We start from the raw sequence: 25,048 nt of genomic DNA, 5'->3' as shown, positions 1-25,048 counted from the left end.
CTTGGGGCAATAGGGAAGAGCGCTAACAATAGTGCCAGCGTCCTCCTCGCGGCGAATTCTAATAGATGGCGGCGGGTATATTAGATTAGACGGATTCCCAAACAATCAACTGAATCGGGGTAGGATTGTAAGCATTGCAAGGATTGTTCATTTGCGGGCAATTAGAAATAGCAACCAGCGCGTTCATTTCGGCTCGTAAATCAACTGTACTTCCCGGATCGGAGATGCCGTCAACAATTTCAAGTGTGCCATCTTCGCTAACCGGAACATTCATAAAGAAGTTGATATTGCTGACTAAATCTCGCTTGCCCAAACCGTAGGGAAGAATTGCGGCGAGGAAATTTTCAACACAGGCGTGCTGGTATTTTTTATCTAGTCCAAACCGCACCGAATTGCTCTCGCAGCTACAGGCGCCGCCGGAGGTATCGTGCCGGCTGCAGGTGTCAGCAATTATGGTCATCATGGCTCGCCCTTCGTTGGAAATGAGTTGGCTATTTGTAGTGACAAAGATGTTGCCTTGATTGACGATCGTATCGGGGGCGCTGTAGCGTTCGGAAGGGTCATCGGCATTGTAAACTAAAAAATCTACTGCTTGATTTCCGCCTAAATCTACAATGCGGAGAATCTGTCCTTTTTTGATGACGCGAGCCCAGGGATGTCTGGCGGGTAAAACTTCATTATAAATTGCAGTTTTTGGATCGAGGATTTGTTGGGTGGTTGCAGTCATGGTTCACTTGGGTTGATGAATTTACAGCATTTTTTGCCGCAGGTCGGTGCGGATTAGATATAGTTTTCAAATCTGGTTTATTAGGTGTTTTGCCTCAGTTTTTTATGGCTCTTTTAACCGCAGATGTTATGCAGATAAACACTGATAAACGCAGATGATGGCAGGAATTGGAGGCGATTAAATGCAGTGCTTTCTATTGCAGGAACAAAGCATCGGTGTTGATGAACCCGCGCACGGCTTCCGGGTTGGCGGTGCGGCACAAGTCGTCTGGTGCGGGGGCGGGGGTTTTCACAATCTGAATTTGGATGGGTTTTGGATCGTAAATTGAACTCGGATGCAGGATGTGGGGGCAGTTAGAGATAATAGTCAATACGTTCATTTCTGCTCGTAAATCGATAAAACTCCCCGGTTTTTCGCAGCCTTCGCGAAACTCCATCGTGCCGTCTGGTTTGACGGCAATGCGAGTAAATAAGTTGAGGTTGGGCATGATATCTTTTTTGCTCAATCCCCAGCGAGTTAGGGCTTTGAGGAAGTTATCGCGGGAGTTTTTCCAGTCTCCTTCGCCGTATTTTTTGGCATTGCTAACGGCGTTGCTGCATCCTCCTAGCAAATCGTGACAGCCGGAGGTGTCTTGGGTGATGGAAAATAGGATGCGTCCCATGTCTGTGTAGATTACCATGCCTTTTTTGAGAAAGGCGTTGAATTGAATTTTGGCGGTGTCTGCTGCGTTGAAACGTTCGATCGCATTGTCGGCGTTGTAGCACAGCATGGAAACGCCGCGAGATCCTTCTAAATCGGTGATTCGCAGGGTGTTTCCACGCTTGATGACTCCCGACCAGTACGCGCCGCCCGGTACGGTTTCTTGCATTAATACGAGGCTTGAATCGATTTCTGAGTTTGTATCGATCGATGATAGTTGCACCATAAGTTCCTCTTGATGTATTTGGGGGGGGTCAGCGAAACAAAACAATAGTATTTTGTAGTGGCAAAACTCACCCTCTCCCAAAGTAATATTTATCTCCACTGATATCTTGCACCATTCTCAAGAACGGGCAAGATGCCCGTTCCACAATAAAATTGAGTTTTGTGGAACGGGCATCTTGCCCGTTCCTAAATAGGTAATTGACAAGGGTGCAAGATGTTAAGTTTCCACTTACTTAGGTTGGCCGTTGTACTGTTGGCGCGGGTGCAAAAAGTGCAACTACAAACCTATTTCTATTTAAGCAGCCATTGCAACTGATTCTTGTCCGTGTTTCCGCATCAAATCCATGAGTTCGTCGCGGTAATCGTGGAATTTGGCGTGGCGTTTAACGCTGGGAGTGCGCTCGGGCAAATTAATCGACATTTCCTTTCTCACTGTACCGGGACGAGCACCCAAAGCATAAATCCGATTGGAAAGAAACACCGCTTCTTCGACATCGTGGGTAATCATAAAGATTGTAATCTGAGTGCGGCGCCACAAATCGAGCATAAATTCGTGCATCGATTCTTTAGTGTGGATATCCAATGCGCCGAAAGGTTCATCCATTAATAACACTTTAGGTTCAGAAGCCAGGGCGCGGGCGATCGCCACCCGCTGTTTCATCCCGCCCGACAATTCCTTCGGTAGCGACGAAGCAAACTGCGTCAATCCTACCACACTCAAATAATAGCTCGCTTGTTCGCGCCGCTTTTTCTTGGACACGCCTTGAAGTTTGAGGCCAAACTCGGCATTTTCCTGCACGTTCATCCAAGGATAAAGAGTGTAATGCTGAAATACCATACCTCGATCCGGCCCAGGCGAAACAACTTCCTTGCCGTCAATTTTCACTTCCCCTTTTGTCGGCTTGTCCAATCCCGCAATCTGCCTCAACAGAGTAGATTTGCCCGAACCTGATGCGCCTACCGCGCAGATAAATTCGCCTTGCTTGATGCTCATATTGATGTCCTTGAGGACAACTAATTTACCCTTTTTCGTTTCAAAATTTTTGTGCAGGTTGTTGATTTGCAGAAACATGAGTTTATCCTCTGTATTGTAAGTAAAAACTGAATTTGTTTATTCCCAAAGCTTATCAAGCTTAGCAATCAAAACGATAGGTATCGAGTCTTTCAATCTTAGGTTGATAGCGCTGCGTTCTACCATCTTCCTTCCATCCGTTACATCCGTTACATAATCCGTTGCCGAACTTCCTTCTTCCTTCAACATCTGCTTACTGTTTCTGGCTTGACCATTTACAAGAAACCCGCTGCAGATATTGAAAAAGCAAGTCAAAAGTCAGTCCTATCGCCCCAATGACAATCAGCCCCACAAATATTTCATCGGTTCGGAGAAATCGACCGGCGACGCTGATCCGGCGGCCTAAGCCTTCGGTTGCTGCAATCAATTCCGACACGATTACCAATTGCCAAGCCGCAGCCAGGTTGATGCGGCTTGCATCAAGAATTCCCGGCAAAACGTGGGGAAAAATAACTTGAGTTAGGATTTCCCAGCGATTCCCACCCAACATATAAGTAGCTTCTATCAAGTCTTTGGGAACAAACTTGACCGTATCCATCACCATCAGCGAATTGAAGAAAAAGACGCCGATAAATATCAGCGTTATTTTGGGTTCTTCGCCTATTCCCAAGTAGAGAATTAATAGAGGAATGAACGCTGGTGCGGGCATATATCGCATCAAGCCGAACATGGGTTCCAGCAAGGCGCGAATACTGGGAAAACTGCCCATCAGCACGCCAATTGGTATGGAAAAAACCAAGGCGAACAGAAAGCCCACTCCCACCCGCCACAAACTCGCTACCGTGTCTTTTAAAAGTTCGCGAGTGTTCCACAGCCGACCAAATGCCTCTAAAACTTTGCCGGGGGAAGGCAAAAATTTGGGGTCTACGTTGGCGAAGGTTGTTACTAGCCACCACAGCAGCAGCGGCAGTGCGATCGATGTTACCGTTAACCCAATATTGAGGGGTTGTGGTATCTCTTCCGCAATCCGCCAGAAAACGGTGGGATTTAGGCTTTTTTGCTTGAGGTGGGATTGGATGGATCGCGGATCGGGATTTGGTGGCATGATTTAATTGCAGAACAGTTGAACGAGTAATTTTAGTAGCTTTTTGGTATAAATAAATAATAAGATTGAAACTTTGTTGTGTCTGCAAAATCGTAAATTCGGCCTCCTAGCTTTTACCTTCTGCATAAGCTTTGATAAAGCGATCGTCAAATAATGTACTGATATCTGGTTGGGTTTTGGCTAAATTTACATCGACCAGGAATTTAGTCATTTCTGCCGCCGCAAACTGCAATGAAGTCATGTCATTTCCCGGTTGAAAGGCTTTCAAATTTTCCTCAACTGTAAATATTTTAGTGCCATTTTCATATTCTTTGTATTCCTCAACGCTAACTCCGGCGCGGTTGGCGAGAATCTCGTAAGATTTTTCTTTATTTGATTTCATGTATTCCAATGTTGCAAACCATGAATTGACCAGGGCTTGCACTCGATCGGGGTGTTCGCCGATAAACTTTCGGGTGAATACCAAATGGTCGGAAATCGCCCCCGGAAAATCTTTTGAACTAAACAGTTCCTTGCTGTTCGAGCGTTTTAATGCCTGGGTTGTAAACGGCGCAAATACTGCCACCGCATCGACTTGTCCTCCCACGAAAGCCGCCGCAGCTTTGCCAGTTTCCAGCGGTACAAATTGAATATCTTGCACTGATAAACCTGCTTTTCTCAGCCCTAACAGCAATAAAAAGTGATCGACTGTACCTTCCTCTGCTGCCACTTTTTTACCTTTCAAATCGGCAACCGAATTGATCCCTTCAGCGACAATTACTTTGTCATTGCCCGTCGAGTTGTCGTTGACTAAAACAATTACTTGGTCGGCGCCGCCTGATATTGAGTTTACTGTATCGCCGAGGGTTTGGCTGTTAGCATCTATCTGTCCTGCTGTGAGGGTGCTGATCGATTCTAGGTAGCCGTCAAACCATTTTAAGTCTACAGGAACATTGTTGGCTTCAAATATTTTTTGTTCTTTGGCAATTTGCCACGGAAACCAGCCGGGCCACGCGCTGAATCCGAGGCTAACTGCATCAGCACTTACTGAAGAAGCTGCTTCGCTTTCTGTGGTGGTTTTGATATAAATTGCCGGGTTGACGCAGCCGACAGCGAAAAACAAGGTGATAAGAAATAGGGCGCAGTAGGATAAGAGCGATCGCGTTATTTTGGGGGAGCAATATCGGATATTCATAGCATATTCTGGTGGCTGGTTAGAGGTGAATATGTCGATCGAGCTTTTGCACCTTCTTTGGCTTCCTTAGCTTCCGCAAACCCCCCTGATATACAAGGATAAAGCCCGAGAGCTAACGAACCGAGTCTTGCTGACCGATCGCGTTTCTCCCGGGCTTTTATCCCGCCGTGTAACTGGCTAGTGTTTCCCTCAAATTAAGAAAATATTGGGGCAACCAGTCTGCTTCTCTCGGACCAGCACTTGAACTTTCTAAGCTGAGTTAGAAACTAATTCAAATCGGAACCCTAGAAGCGGTTAAATTTTTCGGTTTTTGTCTGTATAAGTCCTGTTTGCAACCCAAGGAGTTATTCAAGACTGTCCGTAACAGCAATGCACTTAGCTTTTTGGAAGGTAAGCATACTGTAGTTTGCAATCTTACTAGATTGCTACGTTTCAAACGGTAACAGCAAACTTGATGCGAAAATGTGTAAGATGTTACAAAAAACAGTTTTTTTGGGAGTTGTTAATTAAACTTTTTGGAAAATTAAACCGGGCGATGAGATTGGGCGATGGGAAATCGGGAAGTTTAGCTGCACACAAAGACGAAACCCGCAAGGTCAGGGTTGAATATTTCTCAAGAAATACTTCGACCCGTAGACTAGATACGAGTACGATTGCCAATACGGTAAACTAACATCCTATTTGTAATAACGATCGCCTTGCACAGCCTTTCAAGTGATTTCTTCAATCTAAAATCTAAAATCTAAAATCTAAAATCGAATGATCCCCCAGCAAAGCCTGTAAACTCAATTGTTCAATCTAAAATCTAAAATCTAAAATCTAAAATCGACTGACGGTGCACTATGGAAAAATTTAACTACAGCAACAGTCTGGACATTCATTCGCTGCTTGATCGCTACCGCACTGGCTCGATCGCGCCTGCTGATGTAATCGCCAGCGTGTACGATCGGATCGAGCGCTATGCAGATCCGGCGGTATGGATTTATTTAGCACCGCTGGCGGAAACCCTCGAACGCGCTAAAGCTTTAGAAAACCTAGATCGCGAACAATTGCCGCTTTACGGGATACCTTTTGCGATCAAAGATAATCTCGATTGGGCGGGCGTTCCCACTACGGCGGGATGTCCGCAGTTTGCTCGCACTCCAGCGCGATCGTCCGCAGTTGTAGAGCGTTTGTGCGCGGCAGGTGCGATCGCAATCGGCAAAACAAACATGGATCAGTTTGCCACAGGATTAGTGGGAACCCGCACGCCTTATGGAGTTTGCCGCAATCCCTTCGATTCGCGCTACATTCCGGGCGGATCGAGTTCCGGTTCCGCAGCAGCAGTCTCGGCCGGATTGGTGAGTTTTGCTCTGGGTACCGATACCGCAGGATCGGGGCGCGTTCCCGCTGCTTTTACCAACATTGTCGGGCTGAAGCCAAGTTGCGGCTCGATCGGCACTCGCGGCCTGCTGCCGGCAGTGCGATCGCTCGATTGCGTTTCTGTGTTCGCTCTCACCTGTGCGGATGCAGCCTCTGTGCTGCAAGCAGCCAGCGGTTTTGACGCTGAGGATGCGTTTTCTCGCCACCCTGAAACGAAAGTTTTGCCGGATTTATCCCGCTTGCGAGTGGGAGTTCCCGGAGACGGCGAACTCGAATTTTTCGGGAATGCAGAAGCCGAACAGCGCTACCGAGATGCGATCGCGCGCTTGCAATCTTTGGGCTGCACGATCGCACCTATTGACTTCAAACCCTTTGCGGATGCTGCCGAACTGCTCTACGGCGGGCCTTGGGTAGCAGAAAGGTTGGCCGCGATCGGCGATTTCCTCGACGCGCACCCAGATGCGATCGATCCGATCGTCTACGAAATTATCAGCGGTGGCAAACGCTACGATGCTGTCTCTGCCTACCGCGCGTCGTACCGGTTGGCCGAACTCCGCCAGCAAGCAGAAATTCAGTGGCAGTCAATGGATGTGTTGGCGGTGCCGACGACAGGCACTATTTATACTGTCGCAGAAGTTGCAGCCGAGCCGATCGCGCTCAACACCAATCTGGGGCGCTACACAAACTTTGCGAATTTGCTCGATTTGTGTGCGATCGCAGTTCCCAGCGGGTTTCAAAGCAGCGGATTGCCAGCAGGATTGACACTGATGGCTCCTGCGTGGCACGATTTATCGCTCTGCAGCCTGGGAGCTGCTTTCCACGATCGCTTGGGGGGAACTATGGGCGCAACCAACCTGCCGCTGCCCACCCTCCCGGAACCCGCCATCGCCGCCAAATCTTCCTCAGAAGAACGAGTCAAAATAGCCGTAGTCGGCGCTCATTTGAGCGGTGAGCCGCTGAATTATCAACTAATCGAGGGGGGAGGCATTTTGGTTCGCGCCTGCCGTACCAGCCCTAGTTACAAGCTCTACGCTTTGACGGGTACTGCTCTGGGCAAGCCGGGATTGGTGCGTCAGGTAGAGGGCGGTAGCGCGATCGAGGTGGAAGTTTGGGAGTTGTCGATCGCGGCTTTCGGCGGATTTGTCGCTAAAATTCCCCCGCCGCTGGGAATTGGTACGCTGGTGTTGGAGGACGGCTCCACGGTGCAGGGCTTTTTGTGCGAACCTTATGCTGTGGCGGATGCGATCGATATTTCTGAGCTGGGCGGTTGGCGAGCTTATAACTTCCGGTTTTAGGCTAAGTTAGAATGGCAAATTTATACCCATCTTCAGAATCATGCCATCATCAGTGCCAATTCGACCAATTCCCGTCACCACCCCAACCCCCACCGGCGGCGGTACCAGTCCCGGAGGGGCACCTGGCGGCACTCGCGGCACCAGCGGCCCCGACTCCCTCAGAGGTACTGCAGGCGGTAACTTGATATTTGGTTTGGGTGGCCCTGACAGCATTTTGGGCTTAGGCGCAGACGATTCCCTCTACGGCGGCGACGGCGATGACTCACTGCTGGGCGACGTTGGCAATGATTTGCTCTTCGGCGGTGCCGGCCGCGACAGCGTTTTGGGCGGCGCCGGCGGCGATACTTTCTACGGCGGCAAAGGTTCTGACTCAATGCTGGGCGACGAGGGTAATGATTTGCTGTTTGGCAACCAAGACACCGATACTTTGTTGGGAGGCGCGGGCGATGACTCGCTTTTTGGGGGTGCCGGCGATGACTCGCTGTTTGGTGGCATCGGCAATGACTGTTTATCGGGCGATCGCGGCCTAGATACTTTAACTGGCGGCGCCGGAAACGATACTTTTGCGATCGGGCGTTTGGCAGACGGGGATGTGATTACAGATTTTACTGATGGTACGGATCAAATTCGCTTGACTGCCGGCCTCACCTTTGGCGAACTCACCATTTCCGCTGGGACCGGAACTTCCCCGAGTACAATTATTCAGCTTACAAACACCAAGGAAACTCTCGCTACTTTATTCGGAGTTGCCCGCGCTTCTATCAGTCAGGCAGACTTTATTCTTTAATGGGTAATAGGGAATTGGGAATTGGGTTGGCGGATACTTTGTAGTTTTAAGTTTTGAATGTTGAACTTTTTAACTCAAAACCGCTTTCCCGTTGCGAATAACGTTAGCTTTCGCGATGCGAAGGGAAGCAATCTCAAAACTTTTCATTTTCTTTTTTCCTGCTTCCTTCTTCCCTCTTCCTGACATCCGTTATATCCGTTACATCCCGTACATTGCTCGTTGCCGAACTTCCTAATGACTACTGACGGTTTTCTCAATCTCAACAAACCTGCGGGCATGACATCTCACGACTGCGTGGGGCGAGTGCGCCGGCTATTGAAACTCAAGCGAGTCGGACACGGAGGAACCCTCGATCCTGCTGTGACTGGTGTTTTGCCGATCGCCCTGGGCAAAGCAACCAGACTGCTACAATATCTCCAACACAATAAAGCTTACCGAGGCACGATTCGATTTGGCTTAACTACTGCTACTGACGATTTAGAAGGAGAAATTATCCATTCTCGACCGGTGCCAGAGTTGAGTTTGGAAAAAGTGCAAGCTGCACTGCCAAAATTTATAGGAAAAATTGAGCAGTTTCCACCGAGTTTTAGTGCGGTTCAGGTGGGAGGAAAACGCCTTTATGAGTTAGCTAGAAAAGGCGAAACTGTGGAAGTTACTGCTAGGAAGGTCGAGGTTTTTCGGCTGGAAATATTGGATTGGCGACCGGGGGATTTTCCTGAATTGGATTTGTCGATCGCCTGCGGGGCGGGTACTTACATTCGGGCGATCGCGCGGGATTTGGGTGCGGTGTTGAATACAGGCGGCACTTTGGCTTGTTTGACTCGCACCGAAAGTAGCGGTTTTTCGATCGAGGAAAGTCTCAGTTTTGAACAATTGGAACTGCAATTGCAGGAGAATAAATTCTGCCCGATTTTGCCATCGGCGGTTTTGGGACATTTAGGGGCGATCGTCCTTTCCCCTGAATATACCAAACGCTGGTTTCAAGGACAGCGCCTCCCGATTCCCGAAACGCCGATCGGGCCAGAGGAGGAAAGTAGCAACCATCCCCCCCACAACCCAATACCCGAACATCCCTATCCCTTGCAGGTTTACGATCGAGACGGTAATTTTTTAGGTATCGGTCAAGTAGCGAACTCAGAGACAAGTACCATATTATCTCCTCAAATTGTGCTTTAAGTATCTAAAATAAAAATGAAAATAGGTATAATTGGTACAGGAAAAGTTGGCGGAACTCTAACCGCTGGGAATGCTCTCGATGCACCTAGCTTACAGCGGTACGGGACGAGATTGGCCTATAAATCTAATCAATCGCTGAGGTAAAAATTGTGAAGATATTGCTGATCGGATTAATCCGAGGCTACAAAATGGGGATTTCTCCTTACCTGCCTAACGCCTGTAGATTTCAGCCAACTTGTTCGCAATACGCGATCGAAGCAATAGAAAGATTTGGGCCGGCCCGTGGCAGCTCGATGGCGGTTAAGCGAATTTTGCGCTGTCATCCTTTTCATCCAGGGGGTTACGATCCAGTACCTCCTAAAGATAGCGAGGGGAATTAGTTATTAGTTAGAAGCCGGATTTTAGTTATTAGTTAATAGTGCAAATAGGCGTTGCATCCTCATGGCTAAAACTACCGAGGGGAATCACTCCCTAAGAGGGTTAAATTCGCACAAGTAGTGGTGTTTCTTAACCCAAATTCAGTAATATTACTGTTATCTTTCAAAACTCAGCAGCTATATAATGGTACAAACAGAGTACAGGGGATGCGAGTTGATATGTCTGCTACCGCAATCGGATACAAAATGTTGTCCCATACTCTGGCTGTACTCAGCCAGAAACAAGCAACAGGGAAACTGGTGTTAGAGCAAGGGGAACAACAGTGGCAACTTTACTTTTTTCAGGGTAGTTTGGTGTATGCCACGGGAGGAGCGCACAGAGCGAGACGCTGGTACAGGGCGATTGGGCAACACTGTCGAAACTTTCAAGTGGATCTCAGAGACCTCGATGCTGGAGAACTGTGGGAATATCAACTGCTTCAGCGAGGGATAGCAGCCAGCGAAATGAGCCTGGAACAAGCTAGGGCGATCGTCCACACCAGCCTTTCCGAAGTGTTATTTGCTGTGATCGGTCAATCGGGTTTGCGCCGGGAGTGGCGTCCGTCCCAGAAATATTTTTCTACAATTACCTCTTCTTTGCTGCTGTCTTTAACAGAAGTAGAGAAAATTCTGTGTTGTACAGAAGAAATTTGGCAGAAGTGGAAAGCAATGGGTTTGTGGCTGGTAGATCCAGAACAAGCACCACTTTTAAAAGCATCAGCCCAGTTGCAGCAAAATCGATTTAGCTCTAATTCTTTGATCGCTTTGGGTAACGTATTCAACGGCGAGAATACTCTTTGGGATATTGCATTTAAGAAAAAGCAGTGCGTGACAGTGGCAACTCGCGCTTTAGTTAATTACATCAAACAGGGTTTAGTAAATTTCCGAACAGTACCAGACTTACCGTCGCCTATAGAACAGTGGCGCCTTGCCGCAGCGATGGCCGGGGCGGGTCGCCCTTTGATTGCCTGTATCGATGACAGTCCGACAGTTTGCGAATTTTTAGAACAAATTTTATTGCCGGAGGGGTATCGAGTCCTAAAAATTCAAGACCCCATGCAGGGAGTGGGCCTCCTCGCCAAACAAAAGCCTGCTTTAATTTTTATGGACGTGGTGATGCCGAAGACAAGTGGCTTTGCTTTGTGCAATTTTTTGCGAAAAACACCTGCTTTTCGCGAAACTCCGATTGTGTTTTTGACCAGTCAAGACAGTATAATTGACCGCACGCGAGCGAAATTGACAGGTGCTTCCGATTTTTTGAGGAAGCCAGCCAATCCCGAACAGGTTTTGCAAATAGTTGACAAGTATTTGAAGGTAAAAGGCGATGGCCACCCTTCAGCAATTCGCCCCCAAGATATACTCCATTCACGACAACTTACCCTGGCAAATTCTTGAACCCAAATTATGCTGATCAAGCGTCACTTATCGGGCGCGTGAGCCTCCGGGGCACCCGATAAGTATTGTAAAATAAAGACGCCACCGAATTTTACCAATAAATTTTGTAGGGGCGGTTGCATGGTTTTTCTTGATTTCAAAGCCAAGATTTCCCTAAACCTGCTCAGCGGGTATTGATTCTAATATCTGTTCCAACCTGTTAACAAAAAGAATGCAACTGTAGGCAAGTTTCCAGCCAGAGGCTCATCAGTCCTTTCCAGTTTTTTAATCTAAAATCTAAAATCTAAAATCTAAAATCTAAAATCTAAAATCTAAAATCTAAAATCTAAAATCTAAAATGGTATAATCCATAAAACTTGATATTAATTATGAGCGATCGCACCCCGCAGGTGAGCGTAGTAATTCCGGCTTACAACTGTGCTGCTTACGTCGGCCAAGCCGTAGATAGCGTTCTGCACCAAACCTATACTAACTGGGAAATTATTGTCGTAGACGACGGCTCCCGAGACGATACCAAGTTAGTTTTAGAGAAATATGGCGATCGAATTCGCTACATTTACCAACAAAATCAAGGAGTTTCGATTGCCCGAAATCACGGCATCGAGCTATCGCGAGGAGAATTCATCGCCTTTCTCGATGCTGACGACTACTTTTTACCCGACAAATTAGCAGCACAAATGGCTGTATTTGCAGCGAAACCACATCTAGGAATAGTCCACAGCGGCTGGCGTCTAGTTAATAGTATAGGCGAACCGTTAAAAGATGTCAAACTCTGGCAAAATGTCCCTAAATTAGACTTAGAAATGTGGCTGCGGTGGAAACCAGTATTACCCAGCGCGATGGTATTTCGCCGTCAGTGGTTAGAGCGCGCCGGCGGATTTGATCCTCGATTTCCCCCGGCGGAAGATACAGATTTAGTGCTGCGTTTAGCCTTAATGGGATGCGAAGCAGAGTGGTTGCAGCAAGTAACTGTTTGCTACCGCCAGCACGAACAAAGCGCCATGTACAAAGGTTTACCCCAGGCTAAATCCCTCGCCGCAGTCATGGACAATTTTTTTGCCCGCCCCGAGTTGCCGGATAAAATACGTTTGTTGGAAAAGCAAATCAAGTACAGTACCTTAGTTTGGATTGCTTGGTATTTGTACCGCACCGGTCATTCTGTTGAGATGGTAGAGTTTTTGCAGCGTTCTTGGAATTATACGCCTTATTTGCCTGTAGAAACAGTAATTAATTGGGCGGAAGCTTTCGCCGAGTTTTCGCAGGATGCGGGAAATGAATTCGATGCCGATTTATTAGCTCAATCTCCCGAGTGGCAGCAGTTAATGCAGTGGACTATTCTCGGTACGCCAGCTTGATTAAAAGCTTTTCGATTGCACTCATATCGTTTACGGTTGCATAGGAATGATTTAACCGCAGAGAACGCAGAGAACGCAGAGGAAGAGAAGAGAGGCTTTTCGCATTTCTTGCCATGTAAAACCTGCATAAACTTTAGGCTTCAGTTTGAGTTTCTGCTTCAGTAAAAATTGGCGGCCACAGTTCATTAATTGGCAATTCCCAACCTGGAAAAAGTTCTGGTACTGTCAAAATCTCCTGATTTCCTAACACTACAGGTTCACCTTCCTGACGATAAACTGTTACAGTTTCTTCATCTGGATCGATCAAAATTCCTACTTGCGCTCCGAGTTCTAGGAAATTATGAATCTTTTTTTCTAGCGGTTTAATGCGATCGCTCTGTGATTTAATTTCTACTACCAAGTCTGGGACTAATTCTCCAAAATAACGGGGACTTTGCCTGAGACGTGCGGCTCGGACAAAAGAAACATCAGGTGCTGTAAGGTTAGCATCAGGTAAAATAAAGCCGCCTGCGGAGTCAAAAACTCGACCCAAACGGCGGGGATTCACCCAAACGAAGAGAAAGGCACTCAAGCGAATGCCAATTTCACTAGATACAATGTCTGACGGGCCCACAATGATAATCTTCCCGCTTTCTAGTTCAACTTGGTAGTCTTGACCGGCTTCTTTGAAGGTTTTTTGGACTTTTTCTAAGTCTTTGAGTGTCATCATATTGATTATTCCTTAGCCGAAAAGGAGTTGCCGCAGCTACAGCTTTGGGCGGCATTGGGATTGTGAAATCGGAAACCTCCGCCCATCAAGTCTTCTGAATAATCCAAGGTGAGCTCATTGAGATATTTTAAGTGCTGGGGGTCGATCGCCACTTGAACTCCCTCCGACTCGCATACAGCGTCTTCTGGGGCTGGCGCATCGTCAAATGCCATTGTATAAGACAAACCGGAGCAGCCGCTCGATTCCACGCCCAGACGAAATAAAGCATGGGGGTTCGGATGCTTCGACTTGAGGCGCGTTACTTCTGTTGCTGCTGTTTTGCTCAGATGAATCATTATGAGTAATTGGTAATTGGTAATTGGGAAGTAATGTTGAGTTTTGAAAATGTAGAATGTTCCTAGGCGTGTAACTTATCCGGAGAATGTAAAGTGCGCCGAACCGCGCACCTTACCGCTATATTTTTAGCAACTTGAGTTACTTAGCCTTTTCATTACGAGCATAATCGTCTTGAAAGCGGATAATATCATCTTCTCCGAGATATTCGCCATTCTGCACCTCAATTAAAACCAGGGGGATAACTCCCGGATTTTCCAGCCGATGAGAAGTGCACTGAGGAACGTAGGTAGACTGATTTGTAAACAGAACTTGTTCAGTTTCGCCACAAGTAACTTTTGCAGTACCAGAAACCACAATCCAGTGTTCGCTGCGGTGGTGGTGCATTTGCAGGCTGAGGCGGTGTCCCGACTTAACTTCGATCCGCTTAATTTTATATCCTGGGCCTTCTTCTAAAGTCGTAAAGGAGCCCCAAGGCCGCAATTCTGTAGCGGCTATTCCGTTGGGTGCTGCAGGTGCGTGCAGGGTAGATACTTGAGAAATTTCTTGAATCTGAACCATGATTTTCACTCCTTGAGGATTGCTTGCGGAATCCTTTGGTAAACGACGTTGTTTTTTGAGATTAACTAATCTATAGTTAAAACCGAAGCCCACCTGCGGGGACTGGTTAGCCGACTGTAGAGTTTTGCAAGAGTTGTGCTCAGCCCGATCGACTTGCCTTAACAACCATAGCAAAACCAACATAGCTGTTGTCACCTGTTATTAGCTCGATCGCCCCAATCTACATCAAATCTTCATAGAAAGGGCGCTGGTTCTTGAATATTGATTAAAGGTGAATCCTAATCCAGCTCTTGAGACTGCTGTTGCAAAACTTCTAGCATCTGGTTAGAGACCCTCTGGGATGAAACCTGGTTGAATAGTTAGACTTGAATAAGTTTGGCTAAGTTCTGTGAAGCAGTGATAAGTGAAGCGAATGTCGTAGAGTTTTTTCAATTCTGCAATCAGGGTGGGAGAAAGCAGCCGAAAGCTATCCAACCAGGCTTTGAGTTGATCGACTTTTTGCAATTTTTCAGAAATACTCATTAATGTTGAGAAGGCCAAATGCTGCTGGAGAATGTCACCCAGACGCTGAGGATACAGTCGCATTAACAATGCTATAAACTCATTTCTCAAGAACAGGCTTTCCGGCCTGTTCCACAGAGAGTAAATTTTGTGCGCTGGGCCGGAAAGCCCGCCCTTGAAAAGCTTATTAACAAGGGTGCAAGATGTGAGTTAGTATCGGAATTACTCATCTCTCTTCTCTTCTTCTGCGCTCTCTGCGGCCTCTGCGGTTTAATAATTCACATAATCGAAGAGTCTTTAAGCATAAATCTTTAACCTCCGGGTTCCCTAGTTAAGTTATCGGCTTTAACTATTTTTTTTACTCGGATCGAATAAGCTTTGATTTTTGGGTACATCTACCCAATTGAGTAGATCCACATATAATACATGATACTAGAGCGATCGGCATCCCATCCTCTACTCTAGATCAACATCTTTTCGCCACTTTGACAGGAGCATCAAAATGAACAGCAACGGACTGCCACAAAAGCAAGGTCTGTACGATCCGCAGTTCGAGCACGACGCTTGCGGAGTCGGATTCATCGTACACATGAAGGGTAACAAATCCCACGAAATTGTCGAGCAGGCACTGACAATCCTATTGAACCTCGACCACCGGGGCGCGTGCGGCTGCGAACCCAACACCGGAGACGGGGCGGGGATTTTGATGCAGGTGCCCCACAAGTTTCTCAAGAAAGTAACGGCGGCCCTAAACATCGAACTTCCCGAAGCCGGCGAGTACGGCGTTGGCGCGATTTACTCGTCGCCCAATCAAACTGAACGCGAAAACGGCAAACGCATTTTTGAGGAAATCGCCGCAGAAGAAGGCCAGGAAGTGCTGGGCTGGCGCGATGTGCCCACCGACAACTCGTCCCTCGGCGACACCGCCAAATCTAGCGAACCCTTCATGCAGCAAGTGTTCCTCCGGCGCGCCGCAGGTATCGATGAGGCGGCTTTCGAGCGGAAACTGTACGTCATCCGCAAGCGTGCTCACAATGCCATCCGCAGGACTAACACAGACCCATACTGGTATAATTCCACACTCTCCTGCCGGACGATCGTCTACAAGGGTATGTTAATGCCGGTGCAAGTGGGAGATTACTATCCCGAACTGCACGACCCCGACATGGAAAGCGCTCTAGCCCTGGTTCACTCGCGCTTCAGCACGAATACTTTTCCGAGCTGGGAACGATCGCACCCTTACCGCTACATCGCTCACAACGGCGAAATTAACACGATGCGCGGCAACATTAACTGGATGCACGCGCGGCAATCGCTGTTCGAGTCGGAACTATTCGGCGATGACTTAAAGAAAATCCCCAATTTAATCAATATCGAAGGCAGCGACTCGACGATTTTTGACAATGCTTTGGAATTGCTGAATTTGGCCGGGCGTTCTTTGCCGCACGCTGTAATGATGATGATTCCCGAACCTTGGACAGCCCACGAGTCCATGAGTGACGAGAAAAAAGCTTTCTACGAATACCATTCTTGCTTGATGGAACCTTGGGACGGCCCGGCTTCGATCGCCTTTACCGATGGTACTTCGATCGGGGCCGTGCTCGATCGCAACGGTTTGCGCCCTTCCCGCTACTGCGTTACCAAAGACGACTTGGTAATTATGGCATCGGAAGCAGGAGTTTTGCCCATCGCCCCAGAACGAATTGCATCCAACGGCCGCTTGCAACCGGGGCGGATGTTCCTGGTAAATACCGAGGAAGGCCGCATCGTCTCTGACGAGGAAATTAAAACCAAAATCGCCACAGAACACCCGTACCGCCAGTGGATCGACCAGCACATGGTCGAAATCGCCAAACTCAAAGATGCGCCGGCATTGCCAGAATCCCACCCGGAAACATTATTGCAGCGGCAAATGGCTTTTGGCTACACCTTTGAAGAACTGCGGTTGCTGTTAGCGCCGATGGCGAAAGATGGCGTGGAAGCTGTCGGCGCGATGGGTGCGGATACGCCGCTGGCGGTGCTTTCCAATCGGCCAAAACTGCTTTACGAATACTTCCAGCAGTTGTTTGCTCAAGTTACCAATCCGCCGATCGATTCTATCCGCGAAGAAATTGTAACTTCTGCCGAAACTACGATCGGCGCTGAACGCAATTTGCTCAAACCGGAACCGGAAAGCTGTCATTTAATTGAACTGAAAACGCCAATTCTCAGCAATGAAGAATTAGCTAAGCTCCAACACGTAAATGAGGGTAATTTCAAGTCCATCACCGTGCCGATTTTGTTTGATCCCAAAAGCGGTGTGAAAGGTTTAGAACAGGCTTTAGAAGAGGTTTTTGCAGCAGCAGACAGCGCGATCGCATCCGGGGTGAATATCCTCATTTTGAGCGATCGGGGTATCAGTCCAGACAAAGCCCCAATTCCGGCGCTGCTGGCAGTTGCGGGCCTGCACCACCACTTGATCCGAAAAGGTACGCGCACGCGGGCGGGACTCGTTCTCGAATCCGGCGAACCGCGCGAAGTGCATCACTTTGCGACACTTATTGGATATGGTTGCGGCGCGATTAATCCGTATTTGGCCTTTGAGACGATCGCCGATTCGATCCGCGAAGGATTGCTGCTAAATGTCGAGTACAAAACAGCTTGCAAAAACTACATCAAAGCCGCAACTAAAGGTGTGACGAAAGTTGCCTCGAAAATTGGGATTTCGACAATTCAAAGTTATCGCGGCGCGCAGATTTTTGAGGCGATCGGCTTAAACAAATCTGTAGTCGATAAATACTTTGCTTGGACAGCCTCGCGGATTGAAGGTGTAGACCTCGAAGTCATCGCCCAAGAAGCAATTTTGCGCCACAATCACGCATTCCCAGATCGCCCATCCAGCGGACATACTCTCGATGTTGGTGGCGAATATCAGTGGCGGAAAGAAGGCGAGGCGCATTTGTTTAGTCCGCAGACAATTCACGCGCTGCAAAAGTCGGTGCGCGAGGGCAGTTATACGCTTTTCAAACAGTATTCTGGACTGGTAAACGAACAAAACCAACAGCATTTTACCTTGCGCGGTTTGTTGCAATTCAAACAGCGGGAATCGATACCCATTGAGGAAGTTGAGCCGATCGAATCAATTCTCAAACGCTTTAAAACTGGGGCGATGAGTTACGGTTCGATTTCTAAAGAAGCCCACGAATCTTTAGCAGTAGCGATGAACCGCATTGGTGGCAAATCGAACACCGGTGAAGGCGGCGAAGATCCGGAACGCTACACTTGGACGAACGATCGCGGCGACTCGAAAAACAGCGCGATCAAACAAGTTGCTTCCGGGCGTTTCGGCGTTACCAGCTTGTACCTTTCCCAAGCGCGGGAACTGCAAATCAAGATGGCGCAAGGCGCGAAACCCGGTGAAGGCGGACAATTGCCCGGTAAAAAAGTATACCCGTGGATTGCCAAGGTGCGGAACTCGACTCCGGGTGTGGGATTAATTTCGCCTCCTCCTCACCACGACATTTATTCGATCGAAGATTTGGCAGAATTGATTCACGACTTGAAAAATGCCAACCGGGAAGCGCGGATTAGCGTGAAACTCGTGTCGGAAGTTGGAGTCGGGACGATCGCGGCGGGTGTTGCTAAGGCCCACGCCGATGTCGTGTTGATTTCCGGCTACGACGGCGGAACCGGCGCTTCGCCGCAAACTTCGATCAAACACGCGGGATTACCTTGGGAATTGGGACTGGCTGAAACTCACCAAACTTTGGTACTCAACAATCTCCGCAGCCGGATTGTCGTAGAAACTGACGGTCAAATGAAAACCGGCCGCGATGTAGTAATTGCTGCCTTGCTTGGCGCTGAGGAATTCGGTTTTGCGACCGCGCCGCTGGTGACATTGGGCTGCATTATGATGCGCGTTTGCCACCTGAACACTTGCCCGGTGGGTGTGGCAACGCAAGACCCGCTACTGCGGAAAAACTTTACCGGCGACCCAGAGCACACGGTAAACTTTATGACCTTCGTCGCGCAGGAAGTCCGGGAAATTATGGCGCAGTTGGGCTTCCGCACGCTGAATGAAATGGTGGGGCGGACTGATGTTTTGGAAGCGAAACAAGCGGTGGAACACTGGAAGGCTAAGGGTTTGGATTTCTCGAAAATCCTTTATCAGCCGGAGGTTGGGGCGGATGTCGGCCGCTATTGTCAGATGGCGCAGGAGCACGGTTTAGAAAAGTCGATCGACATGACGGTGTTGTTGGATTTGTGCAAAGGTGCGATCGAAAATGGCGAAAAAGTACACGCCAAACTGCCGATTACCAATGTCAACCGCGTTGTCGGCACAATTCTCGGCAACGAAATCACCAAACGCAACTGGGAAGGTTTGCCGGATGACACGGTACACCTGCACTTCCAAGGCAGCGCTGGGCAAAGCTTTGGCGCATTCGTGCCCAAGGGTGTCACCCTGGAGCTCGAAGGCGAAGCTAACGACTATTTGGGCAAAGGGCTCAGTGGCGGCAAGATTATCTTGTATCCGTCGCCAGATTCTACCTTTGTCGCGGAGGAAAACGTGATTGTCGGTAACGTAGTGCTTTACGGCGCGACATCCGGCGAGGTTTTCATCCGAGGGATGGCGGGCGAACGTTTTGGGGTGCGTAACTCCGGCGTTAACGCGGTAGTTGAAGGTGTGGGCGATCACGGTTGCGAGTACATGACTGGCGGCAAAGTTGTAGTTTTGGGCGAAACCGGGCGCAATTTTGCAGCGGGAATGAGTGGCGGTGTTGCTTACATTTTGGATGAAGCGGGCGATTTTGCTACTCGCTGCAATATGTCGATGGTGGATTTGGAAAAATTGGAGGATGTTGAGGAAATTAGCGATTTGCGGCAGTTAATTCAGACTCATTTTGATTTGACTGGAAGTGCGAAGGCATCGAAGGTTCTGGCAAATTGGGACTCGATGGTGCCGGTGTTTGTGAAGGTGATGCCGAGGGATTATAAGCGGGTGTTGCAGGCTATTGAAAGGGCGATCGCATCGGGTTTGAGCGGTGATGATGCGCTGACGGCTGCGTTTGAAGAAAACGCTCGCGATGTCGCTCGAATTGGCGGCAGCTAGGGTTGAACATGAGGAATGGGTAATGGCTGTTACTAACAACCAATTACCTATTCCTCACTAGCGATCGATTACCAACTATCAACTATAAGTTACCCATGCCAGCACAAAGAAATGTCACGTCACAAAACATCAGTATTGCTGTTGTTGGTCATAACAACACCGGAAAAACTACTCTCATTAGAACTTTGATGAAAAGTAAGATTGGAGAAGTTGGAGATTCAGCCAACGTTACAAAAAAAGGCCAACCCTACTTTTTTAAGGGTCTGCAAGCAACATTTATAGATACTCCGGGATTTCAGTATGCCTCTAATTTAATGATGTACCTAGACTCAGTGAAGGAAAATCCTGAGTTCAAGATGCCACAGAGTTGGCAAGAAAAAATTGTCTACGATCTGGAGGTCCTAGCTTCGATTGAATCCAGCGATAGAGTTTTATATGTAGCTAGTCTAAGTGTTGTGCCTGATGATAGTTACAAAGATGAAATTGCGATTGTAAAGAAAAAATGTCCCAAGGTTGTAGCTGTTATTAATCAATATAAAAAGCAACTTGCAGCAAGCGATAGGGTATCTATTGACAATCGAGTCGCTCAATGGAAAAATCTGTTTATAGAACATTCAATTAATGATGTGATTGTGTTTGATGCTCATTGGGATAATCCTGTCAAAGTCAAGGGAATTTATGACAGTATTTTAAATATACTTGATGCCGAGGAAAAATTGCGTTTTACTGAAGGTTTAAAACGGTTTAAGGAGAGACAATCAGAAATCAGGAAAGAAGCTTGTAATTTGTTGTCTGTTTTTATTATTGAACCGTATCAGGTAAAACCCATTTTGAGTATTCCAAAGGCAGAATGCAATAATGAGCATAAACGGGAAATAGCCAAGGAAGAAATAGTAGAAAAAATTGACCAATCTTTTGCTAGATTCATTTATATTATTACTTATCTATATAAGGTAGCAGCAGAAAACCCAACTACTCCAAAAGAGCAGTTGTGTCTAGACTTCAAGACAGATCATAACTTGATGAATCGGGTAAGCTTTGGTTCTGGAATGGCAGCAGTTGGAGCAGGCTTTGGTTCTTTTTTGATGGCTATTGTTGGAGCAGGAGTTGTGGGTGTATTGACGGGCGGTACAGGTATTGTAGCTGGAGCAATGACAGGGGCGCAGATAGGAGCATCTGTGAGGGCAGTTATAGGTAGCTTTGCTATTTTTTATGAGGCTCAGGATACTGTGAATATCAACATTGAAGCAGAGCAAATGAGAACTCTTTTAGTTAAAGGAGTTGCTCTTATATGGGGATTATCAAATAATAGTTATGGACGAGGTAGAGATCTTACAGCTAGTGAGGGTGAGCAGATTGAAAAGCAAGTTTCTCAAATACAAAATTTAGGTTCTCAAATAAACTTAGCTAGGGCTAATAAAAACACTATCATAAAACATTGTGAGAAAATCCTTGACCAGCTTGAAAATGAAATTGAATAATCGCGCAAACTATGAGCACGGTAGCTATAACAACAAAACAGTACATTGAAGAACGGGAAGGTTGCTACCGAATTGTCGGAAAGCGAGTTTCTCTGGATTCAATTATTTATGCTTTCCTTGCGGGACGATCGCCTGAAAGCATCGTCCAGTCATTTCCTGCACTGACGCTAGAAGAAGTGTATGGAGCAATTACCTTTTACCTTGCTAACCGTACAGCCATTGATGCTTATTTAGTCGAGGGAGAACAACTTTTTGAAACATTGAGGCAGCAAGCAAGGGAAAGTAACTCATTACTTTCTCAAAAACTATACAGTGATCGCACCAGCTAGCTATGAAAATTCCCAATAGCGATCGCGCAATTATTGAGCCATCAAAGTTGACTGACTATCTACTTAATATAGAACACAAGCGAGGAGGTACTAAAGCAAAACTGTTAATTCAATGCGGATATTCTCAAGAAACTTGGCAGCAATTAGAAACGGATATTCGTGATGCTCACCTGTCCACAGATGTTGATGTCGTTAAGGACACAGGGTACGGAACGCGATATGAAATTAGCGCCTATCTTTCGACACCAGTTGGCAGACAACTTCTTGTCAGGACGGTTTGGCAAATAGATAAAGGGACTGATTTTCCCCGTTTGATTACCTTGATTCCCGATTAACAAGTTAACAGAGGACAATATGAACTATCAACTTTATTCAGATGTCATCTTGCTATGCAACCTTCCTGAAGAAGGACTTTATGCCGGCGATATCGGTACGGTTGTAGAACAGCATCACGTTGAAGGACTAGAAACAGGTTATAGCATTGAGTTTTTCGATCTGTTGGGAAACACTGTAGCAGTTGCGACGCTACCTGGAAGTTATTTGCGATCGCCAACCCGTGCAGATAGACCTACAGTTAGACTGGTTAATAGTTTGGCTGCATAAGTAGAGGAAATAGTACAATGGATAAACTAACTGAGTATCCCAAGCTAATTTAATTGAAGTCACCCCTGAATTGCTGTCAAGCCACCCGTTTGATATAATGTTGTTACTAGATTGTAAAATAGCAATCAAAAAAAAGGGATAATTATGACCGTCGAACAAGCCATTTTGGAAAATGTGAAGGTCTTATCGCCAGACCAGCAACAAGAAGTCTTAGCCTTCATCAAATTCTTGCAGTCCGATAAATGGGAACATATCTATAAAGGACGCTTCAAAGAACTGCAACAAGAAATTCGTCTGGGAATGGAGGCGGCCGGACGGGGTGAAGTAATTGATGCTGAAGATATGTTTCGGAGTTTGCGCTTAAAGCTGCAACAACGTCGCACCCAAGCAGATATATGAATCGGATTTGTAGATTTACAGTTCCGGCAAGCCGGGACATAGAAAGCATTATGGACTATATTGCCGATCGCAGCGGTTTCGATGCAGCAGAAAGCTTTCTGGACAGAATTAACGATAAGTGTCAAACTCTCTCGCAGTTTCCGAGTATGGGACGCAATCGGGATGAGTTAATGGAAAATGTACGGAGTTTCCCGATCGATGATTACCTCATTTTCTACAGTCCGATTGAAGCAGGAATTGAAGTTCTGCGGGTTGTTAGCGGCTACAGAGATTTAGAAGATTTATTCTCTGAGTGAACTGTATCGAGTTTCTGATATTATGAAAGCGATCGAAACCACCAGAACAATTGACGGTTGAGGGATACTTTGTATCGATCGACCCCTTGCTATTGTAAGCCACAGCCACGTTCGGATTATTGTTTTAGTACCGGAAGACACTGACATCGATCCGGATGATGACCCCACTGAAACTGTCCTCGAAGGGCTTCAGCAAGGCTTCCATGAGGCAATTACCGGACAAACTCTCCCCTTGTCCCAACTGTGGAATTGATAGAGAATTAGGGCAATCAACAAGCAAAATGATTCAACCCCTACCGAAAATATCCATCAAACCTGGATACCGTCCCCAGTCGGATGATAAAACTCCTGAAGCTGATGCAATTGATTTTTACCTACTGCGGCAACTCACCAATTCCCAACGGTGGCAAATGGGGGCAAAATTAAATCGTTGGGCAAAAACTGTTAGCTTGCGCGGGATGAAAAAAGCTTCTCCCTCAACCTACAAAGAGCGATTTGCTCGATCGATATTAGGTAGCAAGTGGTTGCCAATTTTAACCCCCACCAGTGAGCCCTCTATGTGGACGCAAGACCCCAGCGAAATTGCTAGACTGTTGCACCCAATTTTTGAAACATTAGGTGTCTCTTATTATATTACAGGAGGCGTTGCCGCTTCTGTCTATGGCGACCCGAGAACAACACGCGATTTAGATTTAGTAATTGAATTGCTCCGGGACAATATTTTTCAATTAGTTGAAGCACTAGAAACCGCTGGTTTTTACTGCCCTCCGGGTTCGGTAGAAGATATTCAAGAGGGTAGAGGGATGGTGTTGAGCGTCACTCACATGACTTTAGTATTGAACGCTGATCTTGTGCTGAATTCTAATACTGAATTCGATCGCTCAAAAATGGCAAGACGACGATTAGAAGCGCTTGACGAAGCTGGTGTAGAACAATTTTGGGTTGCTTCTCCTGAAGATATTGTGTTGGCAAAACTGCTCTGGCGGCAACAGTCTCAGTCTCAAAAACAATGGAATGATGTTTTGGGAATTCTGAAAGTCCAATCTGAGAATTTGGAGCGGGGTTACTTAACAGAGTGGGCCCAACAATTGGGGTTGATTGATGATTTGAACCTAGCTTTTACTGAATCAGGGATTTGATGCGATCGCAATTCGCGCAGTGCGATGGGAAAAAAGGTCGAGCGATAGTAGAGAAAATAGTGCAATGGATAAACTAACTGAGTATCCCAAACTAATTAAGCGTATCTTGACCGAGTATATAGAATTGTGTGATCGGGATTCTCAACAAGACATCGAGACATTCTTGATTGCAGACGAACACAACGGTCATTATATCTGGATGAATCTTGGCTGGCAAAAGGGCGATCGCATTATCGGTATCACTGTTTACGTTCGGATTGGCGATCACAAATTCTGGATTGAGGAAGACTGGACAGAAGATGGGATTGCAACGGGTTTGGTGCGCGCTGGAGTTCCCAAGGAAGATATTGTTTTGGCATTTCACGAGCCTGGGATGCGGCAGTACACAGATTTTGCAGTAGCTTCGTAGCACTTCAGGGATGGGAAAATTAAAAAGGTCGATCGCACAGCTATTGATGGTTATTTAGTGAACAAAATTTTTTTTGAAACATTAGTGTACTTACCACCATATTCTCATCTACCTAAACAAGATTGAGCCAATAAAAGTCTTGATTAAAGAATCGAACCCGCCAACAACTGGAACAGTTTGATTGTTTACGTTCTGGTAATTGAAGATGTCTTAGGTCAAGCGTCCTAACTGCCTTAGCGGCTGCGATACTTCCCATCCCCGCAGTAAAAATCTTTTTTCCCCAAACAAAAAGCGCCCCTATTTCTAGGAGCGCTTTTTGTAATCTCAGACTAAAACTTAGCCATTGATAGAAGGAGCAACCAAAGCTACAGGAGTTGTTTCACCAGCAGCCAAATCAAGCGGGAAGTTGTGAGCATTGCGCTCGTGCATTACTTCCATACCCAAGTTAGCGCGGTTGATCACATCAGCCCA

The 25,048-nt window shown here is 47.0% G+C and carries 27 protein-coding genes, 1 pseudogene and 1 riboswitch; of the genes and pseudogenes, 17 read left to right on the top strand and 11 right to left on the bottom strand.

Annotated elements, in window-relative coordinates; all coding sequences use genetic code 11:
- Positions 1-85: 85 nt before the first annotated feature.
- From QUA77_RS16390 to QUA77_RS16365, 6 genes are all read right to left on the bottom strand, one after another.
- Positions 86-727, bottom strand: a complete 642-nt coding sequence (locus QUA77_RS16390; RefSeq protein ID WP_333451209.1) for an urea amidolyase associated protein UAAP2 — start codon at positions 725-727, stop codon at positions 86-88.
- Between the two features lie 193 nt (positions 728-920).
- Positions 921-1,652 carry an urea amidolyase associated protein UAAP1 gene (locus QUA77_RS16385; RefSeq protein ID WP_333451208.1) on the bottom strand — a complete coding sequence of 244 codons (732 nt, stop codon included), beginning with the start codon at positions 1,650-1,652 and terminating at the stop codon, positions 921-923.
- 294 nt (positions 1,653-1,946) lie between these two features.
- Entirely contained in the window at positions 1,947-2,723 is a 777-nt protein-coding gene (locus QUA77_RS16380) for an ABC transporter ATP-binding protein (RefSeq protein ID WP_333451206.1), read from the bottom strand.
- Between the two features lie 39 nt (positions 2,724-2,762).
- Positions 2,763-2,912 carry a hypothetical protein gene (locus tag QUA77_RS16375; RefSeq protein ID WP_333451204.1) on the bottom strand — a complete coding sequence of 50 codons (150 nt, stop codon included), beginning with the start codon at positions 2,910-2,912 and terminating at the stop codon, positions 2,763-2,765.
- Positions 2,913-2,916: 4 nt separating this feature from the next.
- A complete protein-coding gene (locus QUA77_RS16370) occupies positions 2,917-3,768 on the bottom strand; it encodes an ABC transporter permease (RefSeq protein ID WP_333451202.1) in 852 nt (283 codons plus the stop codon).
- Positions 3,769-3,874: 106 nt separating this feature from the next.
- Positions 3,875-4,942: an ABC transporter substrate-binding protein gene (locus QUA77_RS16365; RefSeq protein WP_333451200.1), complete on the bottom strand. Its 1,068-nt coding sequence runs from the start codon at positions 4,940-4,942 to the stop codon at positions 3,875-3,877.
- Positions 4,943-5,086: 144 nt separating this feature from the next.
- Positions 5,087-5,241, bottom strand: a riboswitch (guanidine-I (ykkC/yxkD leader).
- Between the two features lie 543 nt (positions 5,242-5,784).
- Here QUA77_RS16365 and atzF point away from each other — a divergent pair.
- The 7 genes from atzF to QUA77_RS16330 all read left to right on the top strand — a co-directional run bounded on the left by atzF (position 5,785) and on the right by QUA77_RS16330 (position 12,728).
- The gene (atzF, locus tag QUA77_RS16360; RefSeq protein ID WP_333451198.1) at positions 5,785-7,599 is read left to right on the top strand and encodes an allophanate hydrolase; all 1,815 of its coding nucleotides are present in this window, start codon (positions 5,785-5,787) and stop codon (positions 7,597-7,599) included.
- A gap of 40 nt (positions 7,600-7,639) precedes the next feature.
- Positions 7,640-8,386, top strand: coding sequence for a calcium-binding protein (locus QUA77_RS16355; protein WP_333041359.1), 747 nt, complete (start codon positions 7,640-7,642; stop codon positions 8,384-8,386).
- A gap of 234 nt (positions 8,387-8,620) precedes the next feature.
- Positions 8,621-9,562 carry a tRNA pseudouridine(55) synthase TruB gene (gene truB / locus QUA77_RS16350; protein WP_333451196.1) on the top strand — a complete coding sequence of 314 codons (942 nt, stop codon included), beginning with the start codon at positions 8,621-8,623 and terminating at the stop codon, positions 9,560-9,562.
- Positions 9,563-9,577: 15 nt separating this feature from the next.
- The gene (locus QUA77_RS16345; RefSeq protein ID WP_333041357.1) at positions 9,578-9,706 is read left to right on the top strand and encodes a hypothetical protein; all 129 of its coding nucleotides are present in this window, start codon (positions 9,578-9,580) and stop codon (positions 9,704-9,706) included.
- 5 nt (positions 9,707-9,711) lie between these two features.
- Positions 9,712-9,942, top strand: coding sequence for a membrane protein insertion efficiency factor YidD (gene yidD, locus QUA77_RS16340; protein WP_190655801.1), 231 nt, complete (start codon positions 9,712-9,714; stop codon positions 9,940-9,942).
- 216 nt (positions 9,943-10,158) lie between these two features.
- The gene (locus QUA77_RS16335) at positions 10,159-11,373 is read left to right on the top strand and encodes a response regulator (RefSeq protein ID WP_333041355.1); all 1,215 of its coding nucleotides are present in this window, start codon (positions 10,159-10,161) and stop codon (positions 11,371-11,373) included.
- A 368-nt stretch (positions 11,374-11,741) separates the two neighbouring features.
- Positions 11,742-12,728, top strand: coding sequence for a glycosyltransferase (locus QUA77_RS16330; protein WP_333451193.1), 987 nt, complete (start codon positions 11,742-11,744; stop codon positions 12,726-12,728).
- A 133-nt stretch (positions 12,729-12,861) separates the two neighbouring features.
- On the opposite strand, the gene QUA77_RS16325 is transcribed toward QUA77_RS16330, so the two are convergent.
- The 4 genes from QUA77_RS16325 to QUA77_RS16310 all read right to left on the bottom strand — a co-directional run bounded on the left by QUA77_RS16325 (position 12,862) and on the right by QUA77_RS16310 (position 14,916).
- Entirely contained in the window at positions 12,862-13,434 is a 573-nt protein-coding gene (locus QUA77_RS16325) for a Uma2 family endonuclease (protein ID WP_333451240.1), read from the bottom strand.
- 8 nt (positions 13,435-13,442) lie between these two features.
- On the bottom strand, positions 13,443-13,772 hold the full coding sequence (locus QUA77_RS16320) for an iron-sulfur cluster assembly accessory protein (protein ID WP_333041353.1): 330 nt from the start codon (positions 13,770-13,772) through the stop codon (positions 13,443-13,445).
- 139 nt (positions 13,773-13,911) lie between these two features.
- Positions 13,912-14,331: a phosphomannose isomerase type II C-terminal cupin domain gene (locus tag QUA77_RS16315; protein ID WP_190693399.1), complete on the bottom strand. Its 420-nt coding sequence runs from the start codon at positions 14,329-14,331 to the stop codon at positions 13,912-13,914.
- Between the two features lie 324 nt (positions 14,332-14,655).
- Positions 14,656-14,916, bottom strand: a complete 261-nt coding sequence (locus QUA77_RS16310; RefSeq protein ID WP_333451191.1) for a hypothetical protein — start codon at positions 14,914-14,916, stop codon at positions 14,656-14,658.
- 418 nt (positions 14,917-15,334) lie between these two features.
- Between QUA77_RS16310 and gltB the strand changes: the two genes are divergently transcribed.
- The 10 genes from gltB to QUA77_RS16265 all read left to right on the top strand — a co-directional run bounded on the left by gltB (position 15,335) and on the right by QUA77_RS16265 (position 24,577).
- On the top strand, positions 15,335-19,921 hold the full coding sequence (gene gltB, locus QUA77_RS16305; protein WP_333451189.1) for a glutamate synthase large subunit: 4,587 nt from the start codon (positions 15,335-15,337) through the stop codon (positions 19,919-19,921).
- A 95-nt stretch (positions 19,922-20,016) separates the two neighbouring features.
- Positions 20,017-21,402, top strand: a complete 1,386-nt coding sequence (locus QUA77_RS16300; protein ID WP_333451187.1) for a GTPase — start codon at positions 20,017-20,019, stop codon at positions 21,400-21,402.
- An 11-nt stretch (positions 21,403-21,413) separates the two neighbouring features.
- On the top strand, positions 21,414-21,731 hold the full coding sequence (locus QUA77_RS16295; protein ID WP_333451185.1) for a DUF433 domain-containing protein: 318 nt from the start codon (positions 21,414-21,416) through the stop codon (positions 21,729-21,731).
- Positions 21,732-21,733: 2 nt separating this feature from the next.
- Positions 21,734-22,066 (top strand): DUF6883 domain-containing protein, encoded by a 333-nt coding sequence (locus tag QUA77_RS16290; RefSeq protein ID WP_333451183.1) that lies wholly within the window; start codon positions 21,734-21,736, stop codon positions 22,064-22,066.
- A gap of 19 nt (positions 22,067-22,085) precedes the next feature.
- Positions 22,086-22,334, top strand: coding sequence for a DUF4926 domain-containing protein (locus tag QUA77_RS16285; RefSeq protein WP_333451181.1), 249 nt, complete (start codon positions 22,086-22,088; stop codon positions 22,332-22,334).
- 144 nt (positions 22,335-22,478) lie between these two features.
- Positions 22,479-22,733, top strand: coding sequence for a hypothetical protein (locus tag QUA77_RS16280; protein WP_333451179.1), 255 nt, complete (start codon positions 22,479-22,481; stop codon positions 22,731-22,733).
- On the top strand, positions 22,730-23,029 hold the full coding sequence (locus tag QUA77_RS16275; protein ID WP_333451177.1) for a type II toxin-antitoxin system RelE/ParE family toxin: 300 nt from the start codon (positions 22,730-22,732) through the stop codon (positions 23,027-23,029). Before QUA77_RS16280 ends, QUA77_RS16275 begins: the two co-directional genes overlap by 4 nt.
- 64 nt (positions 23,030-23,093) lie before the next feature.
- Positions 23,094-23,282 (top strand): type II toxin-antitoxin system RelN family antitoxin, encoded by a 189-nt coding sequence (locus QUA77_RS29330; protein WP_445302083.1) that lies wholly within the window; start codon positions 23,094-23,096, stop codon positions 23,280-23,282.
- Between the two features lie 28 nt (positions 23,283-23,310).
- Positions 23,311-24,168, top strand: coding sequence for a hypothetical protein (locus QUA77_RS16270; protein WP_333451175.1), 858 nt, complete (start codon positions 23,311-23,313; stop codon positions 24,166-24,168).
- 64 nt (positions 24,169-24,232) lie between these two features.
- Positions 24,233-24,577: a XisI protein gene (locus QUA77_RS16265; RefSeq protein WP_333451173.1), complete on the top strand. Its 345-nt coding sequence runs from the start codon at positions 24,233-24,235 to the stop codon at positions 24,575-24,577.
- 336 nt (positions 24,578-24,913) lie between these two features.
- On the opposite strand, the pseudogene QUA77_RS16260 reads toward QUA77_RS16265, so the two are convergent.
- Positions 24,914-25,048: pseudogene (locus tag QUA77_RS16260) on the bottom strand (photosystem II q(b) protein); the annotation flags it as partial.

This window comes from Microcoleus sp. K5-D4, assembly GCF_036704575.1.
Taxonomy (GTDB): Bacteria; Cyanobacteriota; Cyanobacteriia; order Cyanobacteriales; family Microcoleaceae; genus Microcoleus.
This window is presented reverse-complemented; position numbering and strand designations above follow the sequence as displayed.